2 protein-coding genes are annotated in these 23412 nt (G+C 71.2%); both read left to right on the plus strand.

What is annotated here, in order from left to right:
• Positions 1–17: 17 nt before the first annotated feature.
• On the plus strand, positions 18–13238 hold the full coding sequence (locus GA0070604_RS14390; RefSeq protein ID WP_425256117.1) for an SDR family NAD(P)-dependent oxidoreductase: 13221 nt from the start codon (positions 18–20) through the stop codon (positions 13236–13238).
• Between the two features lie 43 nt (positions 13239–13281).
• Positions 13282–23391: a type I polyketide synthase gene (locus GA0070604_RS32995; protein WP_091118414.1), complete on the plus strand. Its 10110-nt coding sequence runs from the start codon at positions 13282–13284 to the stop codon at positions 23389–23391.
• Positions 23392–23412: the final 21 nt, after the last annotated feature.

Consider the following 23412-nt stretch of genomic DNA (forward strand, 5'->3'; position numbering starts at 1 on the left):
CCCTGGTGCTGCGTGCGATGACGGCCGACCAGGTGTCGGCCACGGACGCCACGGCCAGCCGATCCCTGTACCGCGTGGCCTGGCCCGAGGTGCCGCTCCCGGCGCAGGCGCCGGCCCACCGGGCGATCACGGTCGGAGCGGAACTGACCGGCCTGTTCAACAACGCCGGTGTGCCCGTCGAAGAGGGTCGAGACCTGGGTTCGGTCAGCACCGACGAGCACACCGTCGTGGTCGTCCGCCCGCCGGCCCGCGCGACCGGCGACCTTCCCCGCGAGGCACGGGACGCCGCCGCGGAGACGCTTGCGCTGATCACGACCTGGCTCGGCCAGGACCGGCACGGTGCGCGGCTGGTGCTGCTCACCAGGAACGCCGAGCACGTGGCCGGCGTCGACGGCGACACGGATCCGGTGCAGGCGGCCGCGGCCGGTCTGGCCAGGTCGGCGCAGGCCGAGCACCCAGGACACCTCACCCTCGTCGACATCGACGACGACCAGGACTCCCTCCGCGCGCTCGCGGCGGCACTGAACACCGGCGAGCCCCGGCTGGCGGTCCGGTCGGGACAGGTGTACGCACCCAGGCTGGAACCTGCAGGTCCAGTCGGTGCGCCACCGGCGTTGGACCCCGCTGGCACCGTCCTGATCACCGGTGCCACCGGCGCGCTCGGCCGCCTGGCCGCTCGTCACCTCGTCACCGCACACGGGATCCGCAGCCTTCTCCTCGTCAGCCGGCGCGGGGCGGACGCGCCGGGGGCCGCCGACCTGGCCGCCGAACTGCGTGCGATGGGTGCGACGGTCCACCTCGCCGCCTGTGACGTCGCGGACCGGGCCGGGCTGGCACGAATACTGGCCGGCGTGCCGGCGGCGCACCCGTTGACCGCGGTCCTGCACGCCGCCGGCACGCTGGACGACGGAGTCATCGAGGCCATGACGGAGGACAGCCTCGGTCGGGTGCTGCGCCCGAAGGTCGCCGGCGCGGTGCACCTGGACGAACTCACCCGGGATCTCGACCTGTCCGCGTTCGTCCTGTTCTCCTCCGCGGCCGGGGTGTTCGGCAGCCCCGGGCAGGCCGGGTACGCCGCCGCCAACGCCTTCCTCGACGCATTCGCACAACACCGGCGAACGCAGGGGCGTCCGGCCACGGCACTCGCCTGGGGTCCTTGGGCGTCGGCGGGGATGACCGAGGCGCTCGGCCCCACCGAACGCGCCCGGATGAACGACAACGGACTGGTGCCGCTCGGGGCGGACGAGGGAACCGCCCTGTTCGACACGGCGATCGCCGCCGCCGAGCCTGTCCTGGTGCCCATCCGCCTCGACAACGCGGTCCTGCGGGCGCGGGCCAGGGCCGGTGCGTTACCGGCATTGCTGCGCGACCTGGTCAGGGTTCCCGTACGACGTGCCGCGGCCGAGGCTGAACCGGGTTCCGCCGGCCAGGAACTGGTCGGACGTCTACTCGTCGCGCCGGAAGCGGACCGGCGGCGGATCATGCGGGACCTCGTGTGCTCGCATGTCGCCGCGGTGCTGGGGCACAGGTCGAACCAGATCGACGCCGAGCGTTCGTTCGACGAGATCGGGTTCGACTCGCTCACCGCGCTCGAACTACGCAACAGGCTCGGCGGCAGCACCGGGCTCAAACTGCCGGCAACCCTGGTGTTCGACCACCCGACGCCGGCTGCCCTTGCCACCCATCTGCTTGCCGCGCTGGTCGAGCCGGGTCGTACCGAACTCACTGTGCCCGTCGGGCGGGCGGCGCCGGGCGAGCCCATCGCGATCATCGCGATGAGCTGCCGTCTTCCCGGCGGCGCGGATACCCCCGAGCGGTTCTGGAAGCTCGTCGAGGACGGCGTGGACACCATGACCGCGTTTCCGGTCGACCGTGGCTGGGACCCGAGCCCCGACGCCGACTACGCGCGGCTCGGCGCGTTCGTGCCGGGTGTCGCTGATTTCGACGCGGGCTTCTTCGGCGTGTCGCCGCGTGAGGCGGTGGCGATGGATCCGCAGCAGCGGTTGTTGTTGGAGACGTCGTGGGAGGTGGTGGAGCGGGCGGGTATCGATCCTGCCTCGTTGCGGGGCAGCCGGACCGGAGTCTTTACCGGCCTCATGTCCCACGATTACGGATCGTGGCTGCCGGACGAGCCCGCCGACGTGCGCGGGCATGTCGGACTCGGTGTGGCCGGCAGCGTGGCCTCGGGACGGGTCGCGTTCACGTTTGGCTTCGAGGGGCCGGCGGTGACGGTGGACACGGCGTGTTCGTCGTCGTTGGTGGCGTTGCATCTGGCGGCGCAGTCGTTGCGGGGTGGCGAGTGCTCGCTGGCGTTGGCCGGTGGAGCCACCGTTATGTCCACTTCCGCCATCTTCACGGAGATTTCGCGCCAGGGTGGTCTTGCCGCCGACGGGCGGTGCAAGTCGTTTGCCGCCGCTGCCGACGGGACCGGCTGGGGTGAAGGGGTCGCCGTTCTTCTGCTGGAGCGGCTCTCCGACGCGCGGCGGAACGGGCACCCTGTTCTGGCGGTGCTGCGTGGTTCCGCGGTGAACCAGGATGGCGCGTCGAACGGGTTGACGGCGCCGAACGGGTTGGCGCAGCAGCGGGTCATTCAGCAGGCGTTGGCGAACGCCGGCTTGCGGCCGTCCGACGTCGATGTTGTCGAGGCGCACGGTACCGGTACCGCGTTGGGTGATCCGATCGAGGCGCAGGCGTTGTTGGCGACGTATGGTCAGCGGGATCCTGATCGGCCGTTGTGGTTGGGGTCGGTGAAGTCGAACATCGGGCACACTCAGGCCGCTGCCGGTGTGGCTGGTGTGATCAAGATGGTGCTGGCGCTCCGGCATGGTCGTTTGCCGAGGACTCTGCATGTGGATGAGCCGAGCCGGCATGTGGACTGGTCGGCTGGCGCGGTCCGGTTGTTGACCGAGGAGCGGGACTGGTCGGCGAACGGCCGGCCGCGGCGGGCCGGGGTGTCGTCGTTCGGGATCAGCGGCACCAACGCACACGTCATCATCGAGGAGGTCTTGCGGCACGACGATGCCTCGCCTGTCGCGTACCCCGACACGGTCGTTCCGTTCGTGGTGTCCGCACGTGGCGAGGAGGCGTTGCGCGCGCAGGCCGCGCGCCTGTGCCAGTTTCTCCTGGAGCGACCTGACGTTCCCGTCGCCGACGTCGCGCATTCGTTGGCGCGCCGCGGGGTGTTCGAGAACCGGGCCGTGGTGGTGGCCCGGGAACGCGCCGAGTTGCTGACCGCGCTCGCTGCCTACGCACACGACGGCGGCACGCCCGGCGTGGTACGAGGCGTTGTGCCCCCTGCCGGTGCGGGTGACGTGGTGTTCGTGTTCCCCGGCCAGGGATCGCAGTGGGCGGGGATGGCGGTCGAGTTGCTGGACTCGTCGCCGGTGTTCGCCGGGCGGATGGCCGAGTGCGCGGCTGCGTTGGGGCCCTGCGTGGACTGGTCGCTTCTCGATGTGGTGCGTCGCGGCGAGATGTTGGACCGGGTTGATGTTGTTCAGCCGGTGTTGTTCGCGGTGATGGTGTCGTTGGCGGAGTTGTGGCGGTCGTGCGGGGTTGAGCCGGCCGCGGTGGTGGGGCACTCGCAGGGTGAGATCGCGGCCGCATGCGTGGCGGGGGCGTTGTCGCTGACCGACGCCATGCGGGTGGTCGTCGCGCGTAGCCAGTTGATCGGGGAGCGGCTGTCCGGAAACGGCACGATGCTGTCGGTGCTGGCGACGCTTGGCGAGGTCGAGGGGTTGTTGCCGGAAGGCGTGTCGGTCGCGGCGGTGAATGGGCCGCGGTCGGTGACAGTCTCGGGTGATCTAGCGGGCGTGGCGGAGTTGGAGCGGCGGTTGTCCGCGGCGGGAATCATGCGGTGGCGGCTCGACGGAACGGACTTCGCCGCTCATTCACCGCAGGTTGACCGGCTGCGGGATGAGTTGCTGAGAGAGTTGGCCGATGTGGCCCCGGGCGCCACCGACGTGCCACTCATCTCCACTGTGCACGGCCACCGGATCGATGGCACCGAGCTGGACGGTGACTACTGGTACCGCAACCTCCGCCAACCCGTCCAGTTCCAGGCTGCCGTCCAGCAACTGTCGGAACTGGGATACCGGACATTCATCGAGATCAGCCCACGGCCGACCCTCACCATCGGCATCGAGGAAAGCCTCGCCGACGCCGTGGTCATCGGCACCCTACGACAGGGCGACGGCGGCATGGCACGGATGCTGACGTCCCTGGCCGAGGCATTCGTACGCGGCGCGCCGGTCGAGTGGTCCGCGGTTCTCCCCGATGCTCGCCTCACCGACCTGCCCACCTACGCCTTCCAACGAACCCGCTACTGGTTGCCTACCGGCGTGCGCGGGCTTCGCGGCATGGCCGATCTCGGGCTCACCCCGACCGGGCATCCACTGCTGGCGGCCGCCATGGCCGTGCCGGGATCGGACGAGGTCGTGTTCGCCGGCCGGCTGTCCCTCGAGACCCACCCGTGGTTCGAGGACCACAGCGCTTTCGGTTCCGTACTGGTGCCAGGCACCGCCTTCCTCGAAATGGCGGTGCGAGCGGCTGACGAGACCGGCTGCCGGCGAGTCGACGAGCTGACACAGGAAGCGCCACTGATCCTCTCCGGCCAGGACGCCGTAAACCTGCGACTGGTCGTCGGGCCGGCGGACGAGGCAGGACGCCGACGGCTGAACGTCTACTCCGTGGGCGCCACGAGCCGGCAGAACCCGATACGCCACGCCTCAGGTGTCCTGTCCGGCGACGAGACACTCCCTGGCGGTGACGACCTTACGGACTGGCCACCCGCCGGTGCGGTGCCGGTCGAGATCGCCGGCGTCTACGACCGGCTGGCCGACCACGGCCTCGACTACGGGCCCCTGTTCCGCGGCCTGCGGGCGGCCTGGCGCCTCGGCGACAGTGTGCTCGCCGAGGTCAGTCTGCCAGAGATCGAACAAGCACCGGCGGGCGATGACACGTTCGCCCTGCATCCCGCGCTGCTGGACGCCGCACTGCACGCGATCGCGGTCGTGGGCACCCAGGGAGCCAGCGACAACCAGGCGAAACTGCCGTTCAGCTGGTCGGGGGTGACGGCACACGCCGACGGTGCCACCCACCTCCGGGTGCGCGTCACTCCGCTTGGTCAGGACGCGGTGCGGTTGGCGATCGCGGACGACACCGGCGAACCCGTGCTGACCATCGAATCGCTCGCCCTCCGACCCGTCTCCGCCGACCAACTGGCCGGCACACGCGACCGAGCCGGGAACGCGTTGTACCGGCTGGAATGGACCGCGCTGCCGCCGTCCGTCGGCGAGCCCGCGGTCGCCGGCGAGAGCGTGGTGCTCGGCGACGACACGGAACTCGCCCGTGGCCTCGCCCAGGCGGGTATGGCAGTCCGAACCGCACACGATCTCGCACACCTCCAGGCGGGGGAAGGCACCCCCGACATCGTCCTGCTGCCCGCCACGAGCCACGACGCCGACCTCGATGATGTCCCGGACGTCGCCCGTGGGGAGACCGAACGCCTGCTCGCGGTGGTGCAGTCATGGCTGGCCGACGACACGCTCTCGGAGTCCCGTCTCGCCCTCGTCACCCGCGCCGCGGTGGCGGTCGCGGCGGGCGAGGTGCCCGACCTCGGGCAGGCGCCGATCTGGGGCCTGCTGAGGTCTGCGCAGACCGAGCATCCCGAGCGGTTCGTGCTGATCGACGTCGACGACGACCCGGGCTCGTACCGCGCGATGCTCGCCGCGCTGCGCGGTGACGAGCCCCAGATCGCCATTCGCCAAGGCGTTGCCCACGTGCCCCGGCTGGCCCGCGCGCCGGCGGTGCCCGCCGAGCGGGCGGTACCGGACGGCGAGGGAACCGTGCTGATCACCGGCGCCACCGGCGCCCTGGGCGCCAAGATCGCCCGCCATCTGGTGGTCGCACACAATGCCCGCAGGCTCGTGTTGACCAGCCGGCGCGGGCCGGCCGCCGATGGCGCGCACGAGCTCGTGGCGCATCTGACGGGGCTCGGCGCCGAGGTCAGCATCGTCGCCTGTGACACCGCGGACCGGACCGCGCTCGCCGCCGTACTGGACAGCATTCCCGCCGAACACCCGCTAACCGCCGTCGTGCACGCCGCCGGAGTGCTCGACGACGCGGTCGTGACCGGGCTGGCCCCGCGGCAGCTGGCCACATCCTTCGCACCCAAGGTCGACTCGGCTGTCAACCTTCACCTGCTGACCGAACACCTGGACCTCAGATCGTTCGTGCTGTTCTCCTCGGCGGCCGGCATCGTCGGCAGCGCGGGGCAGGGCAACTACGCGGCGGCGAACGCGTTCCTCGACGCGTTCGCGTGCTGGCGACGTGCACGCGGCCTACCCGCCACCGCCCTGGCGTGGGGACCGTGGACCGACATGGCGGACGGCTCACGCCGGGACCCGAGGATGTTCACCAGAACCGGCGTGGTCCCGCTGTCCGAGGACGACGGGCTGGCGCTGTGGGACGCCGCGATGGAACACGACGAGCCGGTGCTGGCGCCGGTTCGGTTCGACCTGGCGAAGGTCGCCGCCCTGCCCACGCCATCGCCGGTGCTCGGCAGCCTGGTCACCCGGCGGAGGCGGCGGCGCGCCATCGCACCCCACACCGATCTGCTGTCCCGCCTCGCCCAACTGCCGGACAGCAAACAACTCGACCGGCTGCGCGAACTCGTACGCGCCGAGCTGGCGGCGGTGCTCGGCCACGAGTCGCCCACGGCGGTCGACGCCGCGCGAACGTTCACGGACCTGGGCGTCGACTCGCTTCTCGCGGTGGAGCTGCGCAACCGTCTGGCCGTCGCCACGGGACTACGGTTGCCGGCGACGCTGGTCTTCGACTTCCCGACACCCGTTGCGGTCGCCGGCCGCCTGCACGCCGAGCTGGTCGCCCCCGCGCCGGCCCCGGCCGTCACGCGACCGGACGCGGCGGTGGCCGACGACCCGATCGCGATCATCGGCATCAGTTGCCGGTTCCCGGGCGACGTCCGGTCCCCCGACGACCTCTGGCGCCTCGTCGAACAGGGCATCCATGTCGTCGACCCGTTCCCTGTGGACCGCGGCTGGATGCACGATCCGGTGCCACCGGAGGTGACCTGTCCGTCCGGCGGTGCGTTCCTGGCCGGCGCCGCTGACTTCGACGCGGGCTTCTTCGGGGTGTCGCCACGCGAGGCCCTCGCGATGGACCCACAGCAACGGTTGTTGCTGGAGGCGTCGTGGGAGGTGCTGGAGCGGGCGGGCATCGACCCGGGTTCGTTGCGGGGCAGCCGAACGGGCGTGTTCGCCGGCCTGATGGCCCAGGACTACGCGATGTTGTTCGCCGGCGCCCCCGACCAACTTGAGGGGTACGCCGCGACGGCGGGTGCCGCGAGCGCGGCGAGCGGCCGGATCTCGTACACGTTCGGTTTCGAGGGGCCCGCGATGACCGTCGACACCGCGTGCTCGTCGTCGTTGGTGGCGATGCACCTCGCGGCCCAGGCGTTGCGAAACGGTGATTGCGAGCTCGCGCTCGCAGGTGGCGCTACCGTGATGTCCACCCAGGCCACGTTCACGGAGTTCTCCCGTCAGGGCAATCTCGCCGCCGACGGCCGGTGCAAGGCGTTCGCCGAGAGTGCGGACGGCACCGGGCTGGGTGAGGGTGTCGGAATCCTGTTGTTGGAGCGGCTCTCCGACGCGCGGCGGAACGGGCACCCTGTTCTGGCGGTGCTGCGTGGTTCCGCGGTGAACCAGGATGGCGCGTCGAACGGGTTGACGGCGCCAAACGGGTTGGCGCAGCAGCGGGTCATTCAGCAGGCGTTGGCGAACGCCGGCTTGCGGCCGTCTGACGTCGATGTTGTCGAGGCGCACGGTACCGGTACCGCGTTGGGTGATCCGATCGAGGCGCAGGCGTTGTTGGCGACGTATGGTCAGCGTGATCCTGATCGGCCGTTGTGGTTGGGGTCGGTGAAGTCGAACATCGGGCACACTCAGGCCGCTGCCGGTGTGGCTGGTGTGATCAAGATGGTGCTGGCGCTCCGGCATGGTCGTTTGCCGAGGACTCTGCATGTGGATGAGCCGAGCCGGCATGTGGACTGGTCGGCTGGCGCGGTCCGGTTGTTGACCGAGGAGCGGGACTGGTCGGCGAACGGCCGGCCGCGGCGGGCCGGGGTGTCGTCGTTCGGGATCAGCGGCACCAACGCGCACGTGATCCTCGAAGAAGGGCCGCGCCACGGCTCTGCCGAGCCCGTTCCGGACGCCGATGTCGTCGTACCGATCATGCTGTCGGCCCGCGATGGGGGCGCCTTGCGCGCACAGGCGGGACGTCTGCACGACTTCCTTCTGGAGCGGCCGGACGTCTCTCTCGCGGACGTCGGGTACTCGTTGACACGTCGCGGACAGTTCGAGCACCGGGCCGTCGTGGTCGCCCGGGAACGGACCGGGTTGCTCGCCGCGCTGGCCGACTTCACCTCCGGCGGCGACACCCCCGAGGTGGTGCAGGGCATCGCCACGCGCGCTGGTTCTGGTGACGTGGTGTTCGTGTTTCCCGGTCAGGGGACGCAGTGGGCGGGAATGGCCGTCGATCTGCTCGACTCGTCGCCGGTGTTCGCCGAGCGAATGGCCGAGTGTGCCACCGCACTGAGCTCCTGGGTGGACTGGGACCTGCTCGACGTGGTGCGTGGGCCGACGCCGATCGAGCGGGTCGACGTCCTTCAGCCGGTGCTGTTCTCGGTGATGGTGTCGTTGGCGGAGCTGTGGCGGTCGTGGGCAATCGAGCCCGTCGCGGTGATCGGACATTCGCAGGGTGAGATCGCAGCCGCGTGTGTCGCCGGTGCGCTGTCGCTCGAGGACGCGGTACGGGTCGTCGTGGCCCGCAGCCGGCTGATCGGAGAGCGGTTGTCGGGTGACGGAGCCATGCTGTCGGTGCTGGGCAGCATCGATGAGATTGAGAGTTTGTTGCCGGCGGGCGTGTCGGTCGCGGCAGTGAACGGGCCGCGGTCGGTGACGGTCTCGGGCGACCCGGCAGCGGTGACGGGGCTGGAGCGGCGCCTGTCGTCGGCCGGACTGATGCGGTGGCGGCTCGAGGGAACGGACTTCGCCGCTCATTCGCCAAAGGTCGATCGGTTGCGGGACGAACTGCTGGTCGAGTTGGCCGACGTGTCGCCACGGACCGCCTCGGTGCCGATGATCTCCACTGTTACCGGTGACCGGATCGACGGTGCCGAGTTGGACGGCGACTACTGGTACCGGAACCTCCGTCAACCCGTTCGGTTGGACCTCGCGGTGCGGGGAGTGCTCGACCAGGGGTGCGACGTGCTCGTCGAGGTCGGCTCGCACCCGGTACTACTGCCGTGGATCCAGGAAACCATCGACGAACGGCACGCCGACGCCGTCGCCGTCGCCTCGATCCGCCGGGACGACGGTGGGCTCGACCGCTTCACGACCTCCCTCGCCCAGGCGCACGTGCGTGGCGTCCCCGTCGACTGGGCGCCGTCCTTCGCCAACACCGCGGCGAAGCTCGTCGAGCTGCCCACATACGCCTTTTCGCGCCAGCGGTACTGGCCGCAGATCGGCGTGGCGGTCGGCGACGTCTCTGCCGCCGGCCTGGACATCACCGACCACCCGCTGATCGGCGCCACCGTCGAACTCGCCGCCGCCGGCGGCGTCCTCCTCACCAGCCGGCTCTCACTACACACCCACCCGTGGCTCGCCGACCACGCCGTCAACAACGAGACGATCGTGCCCGGCACGGTCCTGGTCGAACTCGCCATCCAGGCGGGCGCGCTCGTTGGTTGCGACCAGGTGGACGAACTGACCGTGCACGCGCCACTGATCCTGCCGCGGGACGCCGGGCTCACCGTGCAGGTCCGCGCCGAGGCCGCCGACGAAGGCGGCTACACGCTCACCGTTCACTCACGCCCCGTGGACGGCCCCGCCGGCATGCCCTGGACCAGCCACGCCTCCGGCATGCTGACCACCGACACACAGCAGGCCAGCGCGATGCCCGCCCAGTGGCCCCCACGAGGCGCCGAATCCGTGGACATCAGCGACCTGTACACCCGCCTGGCCGACGCCGGATACCGGTACGGTCCCGCGTTCCAGGGTTTGTCGGCGGCGTGGCGGCGCGGCGAGGACATCTTCGCCGACATCCGGCTGCCCGAGGCGCATCACACCGAAGCCGCGCGGACCGGGTTGCATCCCGCACTGCTCGACGCCGCCCTGCACACCATGATGCTGTTGAAGACCGACGACCGGCTGCGGCTCCCGTTCTCCTGGGCCGGGGTGAGCCTGCACGCGACCGGGGCCACCGCGCTGCGGGTACGGCTGTCCCGCACGGCGGACGACGAGGTACGACTGACCGCGGCCGACCCGGCCGGACAACCCGTCGCCGAAATACGGTCGCTCGTGCTCGGCGAGGTGGCCGCCGGCGACCTGCGGGGCGGCCACGACAACTCGCTGTACCACGTCGACTGGGTGCCCGCACCCACGTCCGACGCATCCCCCAGCATCGCGGTGCTCGGACCGGACACGCTCGGGCTACCAGACGTCGCGGTGTGGGCGGACCTCGATGACGTCGACGGCCCGATTCCCGACGTGGTCGTCATGCGCCTCGCTCCGAACCGGGACGCCGACGTGCCCGGGGCGAGCCGTGCGGCCACCCGGCGGACGCTGGACGTCGTACGTCGGTGGCTCGCCGACGAGCGGTTCACCGCCGCACGGCTGGCGATCGTCACCACCGGCGCCGTCGCCGCCGGGACCGGCGAAGGAGTCGAGGACCTCGGTAACGCCGCGGTGTGGGGACTGGTGCGTTCGGCACAGTCGGAGCATCCGGACCGCCTCGTCCTTGTCGACCTGGACGACACGCCGGAACCACTCGGCGCGCTACGTGCCGCATTGGCGACGGGGGAGCAGCAGGTCGGCGTCCGGGCCGGTACGGTCACCTGCCCGCGGTTGGTCAGGTTCACCGCACGCGACTCGCTGGTGCCCCCGCCGGACGCGCGGCTGTGGCGGCTGGACAGCCTCGGCGGAGAGACGTTCGAGGACCTCACCATCGCCGCATGCCCCGACGAACCGTTGCCCGCCGGCCACGTCCGCATCGCGGTGCGCGCGGCCGGGTTGAACTTCCGTGACGTGATCGTCGGCCTCGGCATGCTGCCGGAACAGCAGCACATCGGGTCCGAGGCCGCGGGCGTCGTCATCGAGACCGGGCCCGGCGTCACGGGTATGGCGGTGGGCGACCGCGTGATGGGCGTGTGCTATCAGGCGTTCGGCCACGTGGCCATCGCCGACCACCGCATGCTCGTCCCCATCCCCGAAGGCTGGTCCGACGAGCGGGCCGCGTCGATACCGCTCGCCTACCTGACCGCGTACTACGGGCTGGTGGACCTCGGCGGGCTCAAGGCGGGTGAGTCCGTGCTGGTGCACGCGGCGGCCGGTGGCGTCGGCACTGCCGCGGTGCACCTCGCGCAGCACCTCGGCGCCGAGGTGTTCGGCACGGCCAGCCCTGGGAAATGGGACATACTGCGCGCCAACGGGTTGGCCGAGGACCACATCGCCAGTTCGCGGACGCTCGACTTCGAGGAACGGTTCCTCGCCACCACCGGCGGCGCCGGCGTGGACGTCGTGCTGAACTGCCTCGCCGGCAAATTCGTCGACGCCGGCCTGCGGCTGCTGCCACGTGGCGGCCGGTTCCTGGAGATGGGCAAGCTCGACAAGCGGAACGTGAACGAGGTCGCCGCCGCACACCCGGGAGTCGTCTACCAGGTCTACGACATCATGGACGCCGGCCCGGAGCGCCTGCACGAGATGCTGGTCGAGATCGTCGCTCTGCTCGAGGCGGGTGCGCTCGAACCGTTGCCGTTGACCGTCTACGACCTGCGCCGGGCGCCCTCCGCGCTCCGCGCGCTCAGCCAGGCACGCCTCGTCGGCAAGGCGGTGCTGACCATTCCCCGGCCGCTCGACCCGGACGGCACCGCACTGATCACCGGCGCCACCGGCACCCTGGGCGGGTTGCTGGCCCGTCACCTGGCGAGCACGCATGGCGTACGAAACCTGGTGCTCACCAGCCGGGCCGGTATGGCCGCACCCGGTGCGCGAGAACTGCTGGCGGAGCTGACCGAGTTCGGTGCGAACGCGGCCATCGTCTCCTGCGACGTCGCGGACCGCGACGCCCTCGCCGAGGTGCTCGCCGGCGTGCCGGAGGAGCATCCCCTCACCGCTGTCGTGCACGCCGCCGGAGTGCTCGACGACGGCCTGATCGATTCGCTGAGCGTCGAGCAACTCGATCGGGTGCTCCGCCCCAAGGTCGACGGTGCGGTCAACCTCCACGAGCTGACCATGGACATGCCGCTGTCGACGTTCGTGCTCTTCTCCTCCGCGGCCGCCACGTTCGGTGGCGCCGGCCAGGCGAACTACGCGGCGGCCAACGCCTTTCTCGACGCGCTGGCGCATCACCGCAGGGCACGGGGACTGCCCGCATCCTCGATGGCCTGGGGCTTCTGGGCGCAGCGCAGCGCGATGACCGCACACCTCGGTGATGTCGAGGTCAGGCGTATGGCCCGGTCGGGCATGGCGCCACTGGACAACGAGCAGGGCCTGGCGTTGTTCGACCTCGCCAGCGTCGTCGACCTCGCGATGACCGTGCCGGCCAGGCTGGCCCTGGGCGCGCTGCGGGCGGGCCCGGTGTCCCCGTTGCTGCGTGGGCTGGTCGGAAACGGCGGCCGCCGCCTGGCTCAGGCGGTACGGCAGGGCGGCGACGGGCAGGCGCTGGCCAACCGGCTGGCCGGGATGACGCCGGCCGACCGTGACCGACTGCTTCTCGACATCGTCCGGTCGAACACGGCCGTCGTCCTCGGCCACGCCTCGTCCGACGAGATTGAGGCGGGCCGCGCGTTCAAGGAGCTGGGCATCGACTCGTTGACCGCGGTCGAGTTGCGCAACCGGTTGACGCGCGCGGCTGGACTGCGACTGCCGACCACCCTCGTGTTCGACCACCCGACACCGCTGGCGCTGGCCCGGTTCCTCGGGACCGAACTGGTGCCGGAGGGACTCAGCGAAATCGACTCGGTGCTCGCCGAATTGGCGCGGCTCGGCGACTCGATCGGCGCGCTCGATCCGGGGCCCGACGAACGGACCCAGATCACCGGCCGGCTGCGCGAGCTGATGTCGCGGTGGCAGGCCCCGTCCGAACTGCCCGCCGACGACCTCGAGTCGGCGACGAACGACGAACTCTTCGAACTGGTCGACCGGGGTTTCCCATTCTCGTGACCGCCCGGTCGCGACCGACGACGCCTGAGGAGCTGATGCCCGGATGTCCGAAGAGGCCAAGCTTCGCGACTACCTCAAACGTGCGATAACCGAAAGCCATCGCGCGTACGCGCGGCTGGCGGAGGTGGAGCAGCGCGTCCGCGAACCGATCGCGATCGTGGGGATGGCGTGCCGCTTTCCGAACGGCACCGACTCGCCGGCCGACCTGTGGGAGGCGGTCAGCGCCGGTGCCGACCTGATCGGGGAGTTTCCGACCGACCGGGGCTGGGACCTCGGCTCGCTGTTTCACCCCGATCCGGCTCGGCCCGGCACGTCCTACACCCGCGAGGGCGGCTTCCTGACCGCGCCAGGCGACTTCGATCCCGCCTTCTTCGGCATTTCGCCCCGTGAAGCCGTGGCGATGGACCCGCAGCAGCGGCTGCTACTGGAAACGGCGTGGGAGGCGATCGAACGCGCGGAGATCGACCCACGTTCCCTGCACAGCAGCAGAACCGGCGTGTTCATCGGCGGGGCGTCGCAGGAGTACGTCGGGTTGCTCGCCGCAGCGGACCACGACAGCGAGGGCCACCTGCTCACCGGGACGGTGGGCAGTGTGATGTCGGGCCGCATCGCCTACGTCCTCGGCTTGGAAGGCCCCGCGGTGACGGTGGACACGGCGTGTTCGTCGTCGCTGGTGGCGATGCATCTCGCGGCTCAGGCGCTGCGCAACGACGAATGCACGCTCGCGCTCGCGGGTGGGGTTTCGGTGATGGTCACCCCGGGGCCGTTCATCGAGTTCTCCCGGCAGCGCGGTCTCGCCGCCGATGGCCGTTGCAAGGCGTTCGCGGCGGCGGCGGATGGGACCGGTTGGGGGGAGGGTGTTGGTCTCGTTCTGTTGGAGCGGTTGTCGGATGCGCGGCGGAATGGTCATCGGGTGTTGGCGGTGGTGCGTGGTTCGGCGGTGAATCAGGATGGTGCGTCGAATGGTTTGACGGCGCCGAATGGTCCGTCGCAGCAGCGGGTGATTCAGCAGGCGTTGGCCAATGCGGGGCTGGGTGTGTCCGATGTGGATGCGGTGGAGGCGCATGGTACGGGCACGACGCTGGGTGATCCGATTGAGGCGCAGGCGTTGTTGGCGACGTATGGTCAGCGGGATCCTGGTCGGCCGTTGTGGTTGGGGTCGGTGAAGTCGAACATCGGGCACACGCAGTCTGCTGCGGGTGTGGCTGGTGTGATCAAGATGGTGTTGGCGCTTCGGCATGGCCGGTTGCCGAGGACTCTGCATGTGGATGAGCCGACGCCGCACGTGGACTGGTCGGCCGGCGCGGTGCGGTTGCTGACCGAGGAGCAGGACTGGCCAGAGAACGGCCGCCCCCGACGGGCCGGGGTGTCGTCCTTCGGGGTGAGTGGTACCAACGCGCACCTGATCATCGAACAGGCGCCACCGGACGTGCCCGATGACCAGGCGTCCGGTGAACACCCGCCGCCTCCGGTCGCCTCGGCCACCATGCCATGGGTGGTGTCCGGCAACACCGAGGCCGCCCTGCGCGCCCAGGCTCGACGCCTGCTCACCCACATCACCGAGCGGCCAGAGCTGTCACTGAACGACATCGGGCGAACGCTCGCCAGCGCACGGACCTCCCTTGCCTGCCGAGCGGTGGTGCTCGCCGACCACGCCGGTCACCCGTCGGCCCTGCGTTCGCTCGCCGACGCCGAACCAGCACGCACGGTGGTCCAAGGAACGGCACTGCGTGGTGACGGCGCCGTGTTCGTGTTTCCCGGCCAGGGATCGCAGTGGGCGGGGATGGCGGTCGAGTTGCTGGATTCGTCGCCGGTGTTCGCCGGGCGGATGGCCGAGTGCGCGGCTGCGTTAAGGCCCTGCGTGGACTGGTCGCTTCTCGATGTGGTGCGTCGCGGCGAGATGTTGGACCGGGTTGATGTTGTTCAGCCGATGTTGTTCGCGGTGATGGTGTCGTTGGCGGAGTTGTGGCGGTCGTGTGGGGTTGAGCCGGTCGCGGTGCTGGGGCACTCGCAGGGAGAAATTGCGGCCGCATGCGTGGCGGGGGCGTTGTCGCTCGCGGACGCGGCGCGGGTCGTGGTCGCACGTAGCAAGGCGTTGGTGGCGCTGGCGGGCAGCGGGGGAATGCTGTCGGTCGCCCTGCCGCGGGAGTCGGCCCGGAAACTCGTGACGGACAGCGGCGGGCGGTTGTCGATTGCCGCGCTGAACGGGCCGAGATCCGTGGTCGTGTCCGGCGATGACGAGGCGTTGCGGGAACTCGCGGCCCGCTGCGAGGTGGACGGTGTGCGCGCCCGCCGCATCGCGGTGGACTACGCCTCCCATTCGCCTCACGTCGACGGCCTGCGTGACGAACTGATGCGGGAACTCGTCGGCATCACCCCCAAACCCGCCACGGTGTCGTTCTGTTCCACGGTCACCGGCGGGTTTGTCGACACCACCACCCTCGATGCGGACTACTGGTTCCGGAACCTTCGGCAGACCGTGCGACTGGACACGGCGGTGGCGACGGTGCTCGACGAGGGCTGCGGCCTTCTGGTCGAGGTGAGCCCGCATCCGGTGCTGCTGCCTGGCGTCCAGGAGGCCATCGACGAACGGCAGGCCGAGGCCGTGATCCTCGGCTCGCTCCAACGCGACGAACCGGAAGCCCACCGGTTCCTCCAGTCGCTGGCCAGGGCGTACGTCCACGGTGCGGACGTGCGCTGGGAGAAGTTCTACCGGCCGGCCCAGGGACCACCTGTGGAGCTGCCGACGTACGCCTTCCAGCACGAGCGCTTCTGGGTGGCGCCACCATCCCCGGCGGCCGACACTACGGGGCCCGAGTCGGCGTTCTGGGACGCCGTGGACCACGGAGACGTCGCCGCCCTGTGCGAGACAATGGACATCGACCCCGCCGCACGGGAGTCCCTGGAAACACTCGCCCCCGCACTGTCGTCATGGCGCCGGCGACGGCGAGAGCGGTCTCTCGTGGACTCCTGGCGTTATCGAGTGGTCTGGCGTTCGCTGACCGTCCAGGCGCCACAGCAGATGGCCGGGACCTGGTTGGTGGTGACTCCGGCAGGCCACCCGGGCGCTGAGACAGCCGAGGAGGCGCTGCGTGGCGCGCAGATCGTCACGCTGGAAGTCGGTCCTTCGGCGGACCGGTCGGCCACGGCGGAACGCCTGCGCGACATCGTCTCCCGGCACGACGAGATCACCGGCGTGCTCTCCTACCTGGGCCTCGACGGCCGGCCACACGACGTTCACCCCGAGCTGACCGCGCGGGTGTCGAGCTCTCTGGTCCTTGCACAGGCACTCGACGACATCGGCCTCGACGCGCCGCTGTGGCTGGTCACCCGTGGGGCCGTCGCCGTCGTGCCCGGCGACCGGGTGTCGGTCGGGGCCGCGCAGATCTGGGGCCTGGGGCGGGCACTCGGGCTGGAACAACCCCAGCGCTGGGGCGGCCTCATCGACCTGTCCGAGGAGCCGAACGAGAAGGACGCGCACCGCCTGCGCGCGGTGCTGGCCGGCGAGCGGGCCGAGGACCAGGTCGCCGTCCGGCCGACCGGGCTGTTCGTGCGCCGGCTGGTCCGCGCGCCACTCGGCGACGCCCAGCCGGTGCGCGAATGGCGGCCCCGTGGCACGGTGCTCGTCACCGGTGGCACCGGTGGGCTCGGTGGTCACGTGGCCCGCTGGCTCGCCACCAACGGCGCCGAACACCTGGTTTTGCTCAGCAGACGTGGCCCCGAGGCGCCGGGAGCGAGCGGACTCGCGGCGGAGCTCGCGCGTCTCGGCACCCGGGTCACCATCACCGCGTGCGACATCGCCGACCGCGCCGGCCTGGCCAGGGTGCTCGACGCCGTGCCCGCCGCACAGCCGTTGACCGCCGTCGTCCACGCCGCCGGTGTCGGCCTGCAGGCGGCCGTCGCCACCACCACCGAGGCCGCCGCCGCACACGTGATCGGCGGAAAGGTCAGCGGAGCCCTGGTGCTCGACGAGTTGCTCGCCGACCGCGAACTCGACGCGTTCGTGCTGTTCTCCTCGGGCGCGGCGAGCTGGGGGAGCGCCGGCGGTGCCGTGTACGCGGCCGCCAACGCGGCGCTGGACGCGCTGGCCGAGGACCGTCGTGCCCGTGGCCTTGTGGCGACCTCGCTGGCCTGGGGCGGCTGGGCCGGCACCGGGATGGCGTTGGGCGGCGCCGAGCAGTTCCTCGCTCGGCAGGGACTTCGGATGATGCGACCGGAGGTGGCTGTCACCGCGATCAAGCACGCGATCGAGCACGACGAGACCACGGTGACGGTCGCGGACATAGACTGGAAGCGGTTCACCTCCACGTTCACCCTCGCCCGCCGCCGCCCGCTGATCGACGAGATTCCCGAGGCCGCCGAGGCGCTGGCGGCAGAGTCGGCGCCGGTGGGCGCCGGGCCACGGGACACCGCGCTGTGGCGGCGGCTCGCCGGCCTGACCGACGCCGAACGGGACGACGCACTGCTCAACCTCGTACGTGCGGAGGCGGCCGCCGTGCTCGGGCACGCCAGCACCGACCCGATCGGCGTCACCGTTCCGTTCCGGGAGCTCGGGTTCGACTCGCTGACCGCGGTGGAGCTGCGCAACCGGCTGGGCGCCGCGACCGGCCTGCGCCTGCCGGCGGCGGTGGTGTTCGACCACCCCACCGCGCGGGCCCTGGCCGGCACCCTGCTCGCGGAACTCTCCGGCGAACGGGCGACGGTCGAGGAACCGCGGAGAGTGAGTGCGACCGACGAACCAATCGCGATCATCGGCATGGCCTGCCGCTACCCTGGCGGCATCGCCAGCCCGGAGGACCTGTGGGCACTGGTGGCGAACGGGCAGGACGCGGTGGCGCCCTTCCCACGGGACCGTGGATGGCAGCGCTACGAACGGGTCGTACCACGCACCCAGGTCGGCGGCTTCCTGTACGACGCGGCGTACTTCGACCCGGGGTTCTTCGGGATCTCCCCACGCGAGGCGCTGTCCATGGATCCGCAGCAGCGCCTGCTCATGGAGACCTCGTGGGAGGTGTTCGAACGAGTCGGGCTGACGGCCGGCGCGCTGCACGGCAGCCGGACGGCAGTGTTCATCGGGTGCGCCTCCCAGGACTACGCCGCGCTGCTGCCCACCGGGGTGGACGAGGCCGAGAGCTTCGGGATGACCGGCACGTCCGGCAGCGTCACGTCCGGCCGGATCGCCTACGCGTTCGGTCTCGAAGGCCCGGCGCTGACCGTGGACACCGGCTGCTCCTCGTCGCTGGTGGCGCTGCACCTCGCGGCGCAGTCGCTGCGTACTGGTGAGTGCGAGCTCGCGCTCGCGGGTGGCGCGGCCGTGATGGCGACGCCGGCCGCGTTCGTCGAGGTCGCCCGCCAACGCGGTTTCGCTGGCGACGGCCGGTGCAAGTCGTTCGCCAGCGCCGCGGACGGCACCGGTTGGGGTGAGGGCGTCGGGGTGCTTCTGCTGGAGCGACTGTCGGACGCGCGACGCAACAACCACCCGATCCTGGCGGTGGTTCGCGGGTCGGCCATGAACCAGGACGGCGCCTCCAACGGGCTGACGGCGCCCAACGGGTTAGCGCAGCAGGGCGTGATCCGTGAGGCACTGGCGAACGCCGGCCTGGGGGTGTCGGACGTCGATGCGGTGGAGGCACACGGCACCGGCACCACGCTGGGCGATCCCATCGAGGCGCAGGCGTTGCTGGCGACCTACGGCCAACGTGATCCGGAACAACCGTTGTGGTTGGGGTCGATCAAGTCGAACATTGCGCACACCCAAGCCGCCGCGGGCGCGGCCGGCGTGATCAAGATGGTGATGGCGCTCCAGCACGGTCGCCTGCCGAAGACCCTGCACGTGGACATGCCCACCACGCACGTCAACTGGTCAGCAGGCGCGGTGCGTCTGCTGACCGAGGAGCGGGGCTGGCCGGAGACGGGGCGACCGCGGCGGGCCGGGGTGTCCTCGTTCGGGGTCAGCGGCACCAACGTGCACGTGATCCTGGAACAGGTGGAGGAGATCGGCGACGGCACCGTCCCCGAGGCGGAGACCATCCCGCCGTTGGTGATCTCGGCCCGGACCGATGCGGCCCTGGGTGCGCAGGCCACGGCGCTGCACGCATACCTGGCGGAACGACCGGAGGTTTCCCTGGCGGCGGCTGGGCACGCGCTGATGACGGGCCGGTCCGCCTTCGAACACCGTGCCGCCGTACTGGATCGCGACCGTGCGGGGGTGCTGCGCAAGCTGGGCGCGATCGCCGAAGGCAAGGCCACCGTCGGCGTGCTCACCGGACGGGCACGCGACGGCAAGGTCGCCTTCGTGTTCCCCGGACAGGGCGCGCAGTGGGCGGGCATGGCCGCCGGACTGCTCGACTCGGCGCCGGTGTTCGCCGGGCGGATGGCCGAGTGCGCGGCCGCGCTTGCGCCCTTCGTGGACTGGTCGCTGCTGGACGTGGCGCGGGCCACCGGCGACGCGGCGCTGCTCGACCGGGTGGACGTCGTGCAGCCGGTGCTGTTCTCGGTGATGGTGTCGCTGGCCGAGCTGTGGCGCTCCTGCGGGATCGAACCCGCCGCGGTGGTCGGGCAATCGCAGGGTGAGATCGCGGCCGCGTGTGTGGCGGGCGCGCTCTCGCTCACCGACGCTGCGAAGGTCGTCGCGCTGCGGTCCCGTGTCGTCCGCGCGCTGAGCGGAACCGGTGGCATGGTCTCGGTGAGGCTCACCCCGGACGACGCGCGGACGTTGGTGGACCGCTGTGCGCCGGGCCTGTCGATCGCCGCCGTGAACGGCGCGAGGTCCGTCGGTATCGCCGGCGACAATCAGGCCCTCGAGGAGCTACTCGCGTACTGCACGGAGCACGACATCCACGCTCGGCGGATCGCCGGCGACTACGCCTCCCACTCCGCGCGGGTCGAGGCGGTCCGCGACGATCTGCTGGCGGCGGTCGCCGGCATCTCCCCGCGACGCGCGCGGATCCCGCTGTACTCGACGGTGACCGGGACGGTGCTGTCCGGTGAGCAACTGGACGCCGACTACTGGTACCAGAACATGCGGCACACCGTGCGGCTGCACGACGCGGTGGAACGCCTCGACGCCGACGGTTTCGGGTTCTTCATCGAGACCAGCGCGCACCCGGTGCTCACCACCGTGCTCCAGGAGACGATCGAGGCACGGGGGAGTACCGCGGCGGTGCTCGGCACCCTGCGGCGTGACCAGGGCGGCCTCGACCGGTTCCTGACGAGTGCGGCGGAGGCGTGGGTTCGGGGCCTCGATCCCGACTGGGCGGGCGTGCTACCCGTGCGCCACACCATGCCCGCCGGTCTGCCGACCTACCCCTTCCAACGCGACCGGTACTGGTTGGACCCCGGCAAGGCCATGGCCGCCGATGTCACCTCCGCCGGCCTCAGCTCGCCCCGCCACCCCATCCTGGGCGCGGGCATGCGGCTGGCCGAGTCCGGCACGACGGTGTTCACCGGCAGGTTGTCGTTGGCAACGCATCCATGGCTGGCCGACCACCAGATTGACGGCACCGTCGTGCTGCCCGGCACAGCCATGGTCGAGCTGGCCGTGTGCGCCGGCGGCCTGGCCGGCTGTGACCAGGTGGACGAGCTGACCCTTCAGGCGCCGTTGGTGATCCCGGCGGCGGGCGCGGTCGTCCTGCAGCTGACGGTCACCGCGCCGAACGAGGCCGGCGACCGGGAGTTGCGGCTGCACGCACGCGTCGAGAACGCGGTCGAGGACGAGCCGTGGGTGCTGCACGCCACGGGATCGTTGACGCGATCCGGTTCCCGGCCCACGGGTGACCTGTCTGCGTGGCCACCCGCCGGGGCCACCGAGGTCGACGTCAACGACCTCTACGAGCGGATGGCCGAACGGGGCGCCGGGTTCGGGCCCGCGTTCCAGGGCGTCAGCGCCGTGTGGCGGCTCGCCGGTGAGATGTGTGCCGAGGTTGAGCTGCCCTCCGCACAGCGGGACGACGCCGACCGCTACGCCGTGCACCCCGCGCTGCTCGACTCGGCGCTGCACCCCATCGGCCTGTGCGAGTTCCTCGGCGAGGAGGTGACCACGCTCCGGCCGTTCTCCTACAACGGAATCCGGGTGTACACGGCGGGCGCCACGACGCTGCGCGTACGCCTGTCAGACGCCGGGGAGGGCAGGATCCGGGTGTTGGTGGCCGACGGGACCGGCGCTCCGGTCGCCGAGGTCGAATCGCTGGTCCTGCGTCCGGTCTCGGCCGAGCGGGTTGGTGCCGGCGCCACGTACCACGATTCCCTGTTCTGGATGGACTGGCGCCCGGTCGAGGCCACCACGGCCCCGACGTCGGGACGATGGGTGACCGTCGGCGATCCACGGCCGGAGTGGCACCTGATGGTGACGACCGACAGCGGCGCGACGGCGGGCTATGCCGACCTCGATGCGCTGACCGAGTCGATCGACGCCGGCTCACCCGTCCCGGAGGCCGTGTTCGTGGCAGGCACCCCCTCGGGGGCCTCGGCCGGACTGGCGGAAGGCACGAGGGACGCGGTCAACCGAATGCTGGCGCTTGCGCGGACGTGGTCCGCCGACGAGCGGTTCTCAAATGCTCGGCTGGTCGTCGTGACCCGAGGTGCGCTGGCCGTCGAGCCGGACGACGCCGTGCCCGATCTGGCGGGTGGCGCGGTGTGGGGGCTGCTGCGGTCCGCGCAGAACGAACACCCCGGCCGGTTCACGTTGCTGGACGTGGACGAGGACACGGTGCCCCCGTACGTGCTGAGGCACGCCGTCGGGTCCGGTGAACCGCAGCTCGCCGTACGGTCGGGGCGGGTTCTGGCGGCTCGGCTGGCCAGGGTGCCGCTGCCGTCGTCCAACGACGGCGGCGACCCGGCCCCGGTGTTCGACCGGATGGGCACGGTCCTCGTCACCGGCGCCACCGGTGGCCTCGGCGCGTTGCTGTCGCGACACCTTGTCATCAGGCACGGCGTCCGGAACCTGTTGCTCGTCAACAGGAGCGGCGCGGAGGCGCCCGGCGCCACCAGGCTGCGGACCGAGCTGCTCGATCTCGGCGCCAACGTGGACCTCGAAGCCTGCGACCTCGGTGACCGGGCCGCGGTGTCCGGCCTGCTCGAACGGATCCCGGCGAATCGGCCACTGACCGCCGTGATCCACCTGGCCGGGGTCTTCGACGACGGGCTGCTGTCCTCGCTGACCCCCGAGCAGGTCGCGACGGTGCTGCGCCCCAAGGTCGACGGCGCGGTCAACCTGCACGAGCTGACCGCCGGCATGGAGCTGTCCGCCTTCGTGCTGTACTCCTCGATCGCGGGCACCTTCGGCGGTGCCGGTCAGGGCAACTATGCCGCCGCCAACGCCTTCCTCGACGCGTTGGCCCAGTACCGCCATGCGCAGGGCCTGCCTGGCCGCTCGCTGGCATGGGGCCTGTGGGCCGAACGCGCCGGGATGGCCGGCCGGTTCGACGCGGCCGTCGTCGACCGCAACATACGTCGCGGTGTCGCGGCGCTGTCGGCCGAGGAGGGGCTCGCGCTGTTCGACGACGCGTGCCACGCCGACAACGCGGTGCTGGTGCCGATGCGGCTCGACAACGAGGCGCTGCGGGCGCGGGCGACGGCCGGTGACGTTCCACCGGTGCTGCGTGGCCTGGTCCGCGCGCCGCGGCGCCGGGCGAAAGCCGCGGAGGCAGGCCTCGGACAACGACTCGCTCACGCGTCCGAGGCAGAACGCAGGCAGGCGCTCGTCGACGTGGTCCGCGAGCACGCGGCCGACGTGCTCGGCTACGCGTCGTTCGACGAGCTGGACGTCGACAGGCCGTTCCGAGAGATGGGTTTCGACTCACTGACCGCGGTCGAGCTGCGCAACCGGCTCAGCGCGGTGACCGGTCTGCGGCTCCCGGTGACGCTGGTGTTCGACCACCCCCGGCCCGAGGCGCTGGCGGACCGCCTGTACGAGCAGCTCTTCGAAGCGCGGCCAGCGGACGACACGGACGACGCGCGGATCCGGGACGCCCTCGCGACGGTGCCGATCGCCCGCCTGCGGGAAGCCGGACTGCTCGGCAGGCTGCTGGACATGGCCGACGCCGGCGGCGGAGCAGCGCCGTCCGAGGCGACAGAGCCCAGGGAACGGATCGAGGACATGGACACGGCGTCGCTCGTGCGGCTCGCCATGGCCGACGCGGAGGGCGCGCAGTGACCGGGAAGGACACCTCGCCGA

This window comes from Micromonospora eburnea, assembly GCF_900090225.1.
Classification (GTDB): Bacteria; Actinomycetota; Actinomycetes; order Mycobacteriales; family Micromonosporaceae; genus Micromonospora; species Micromonospora eburnea.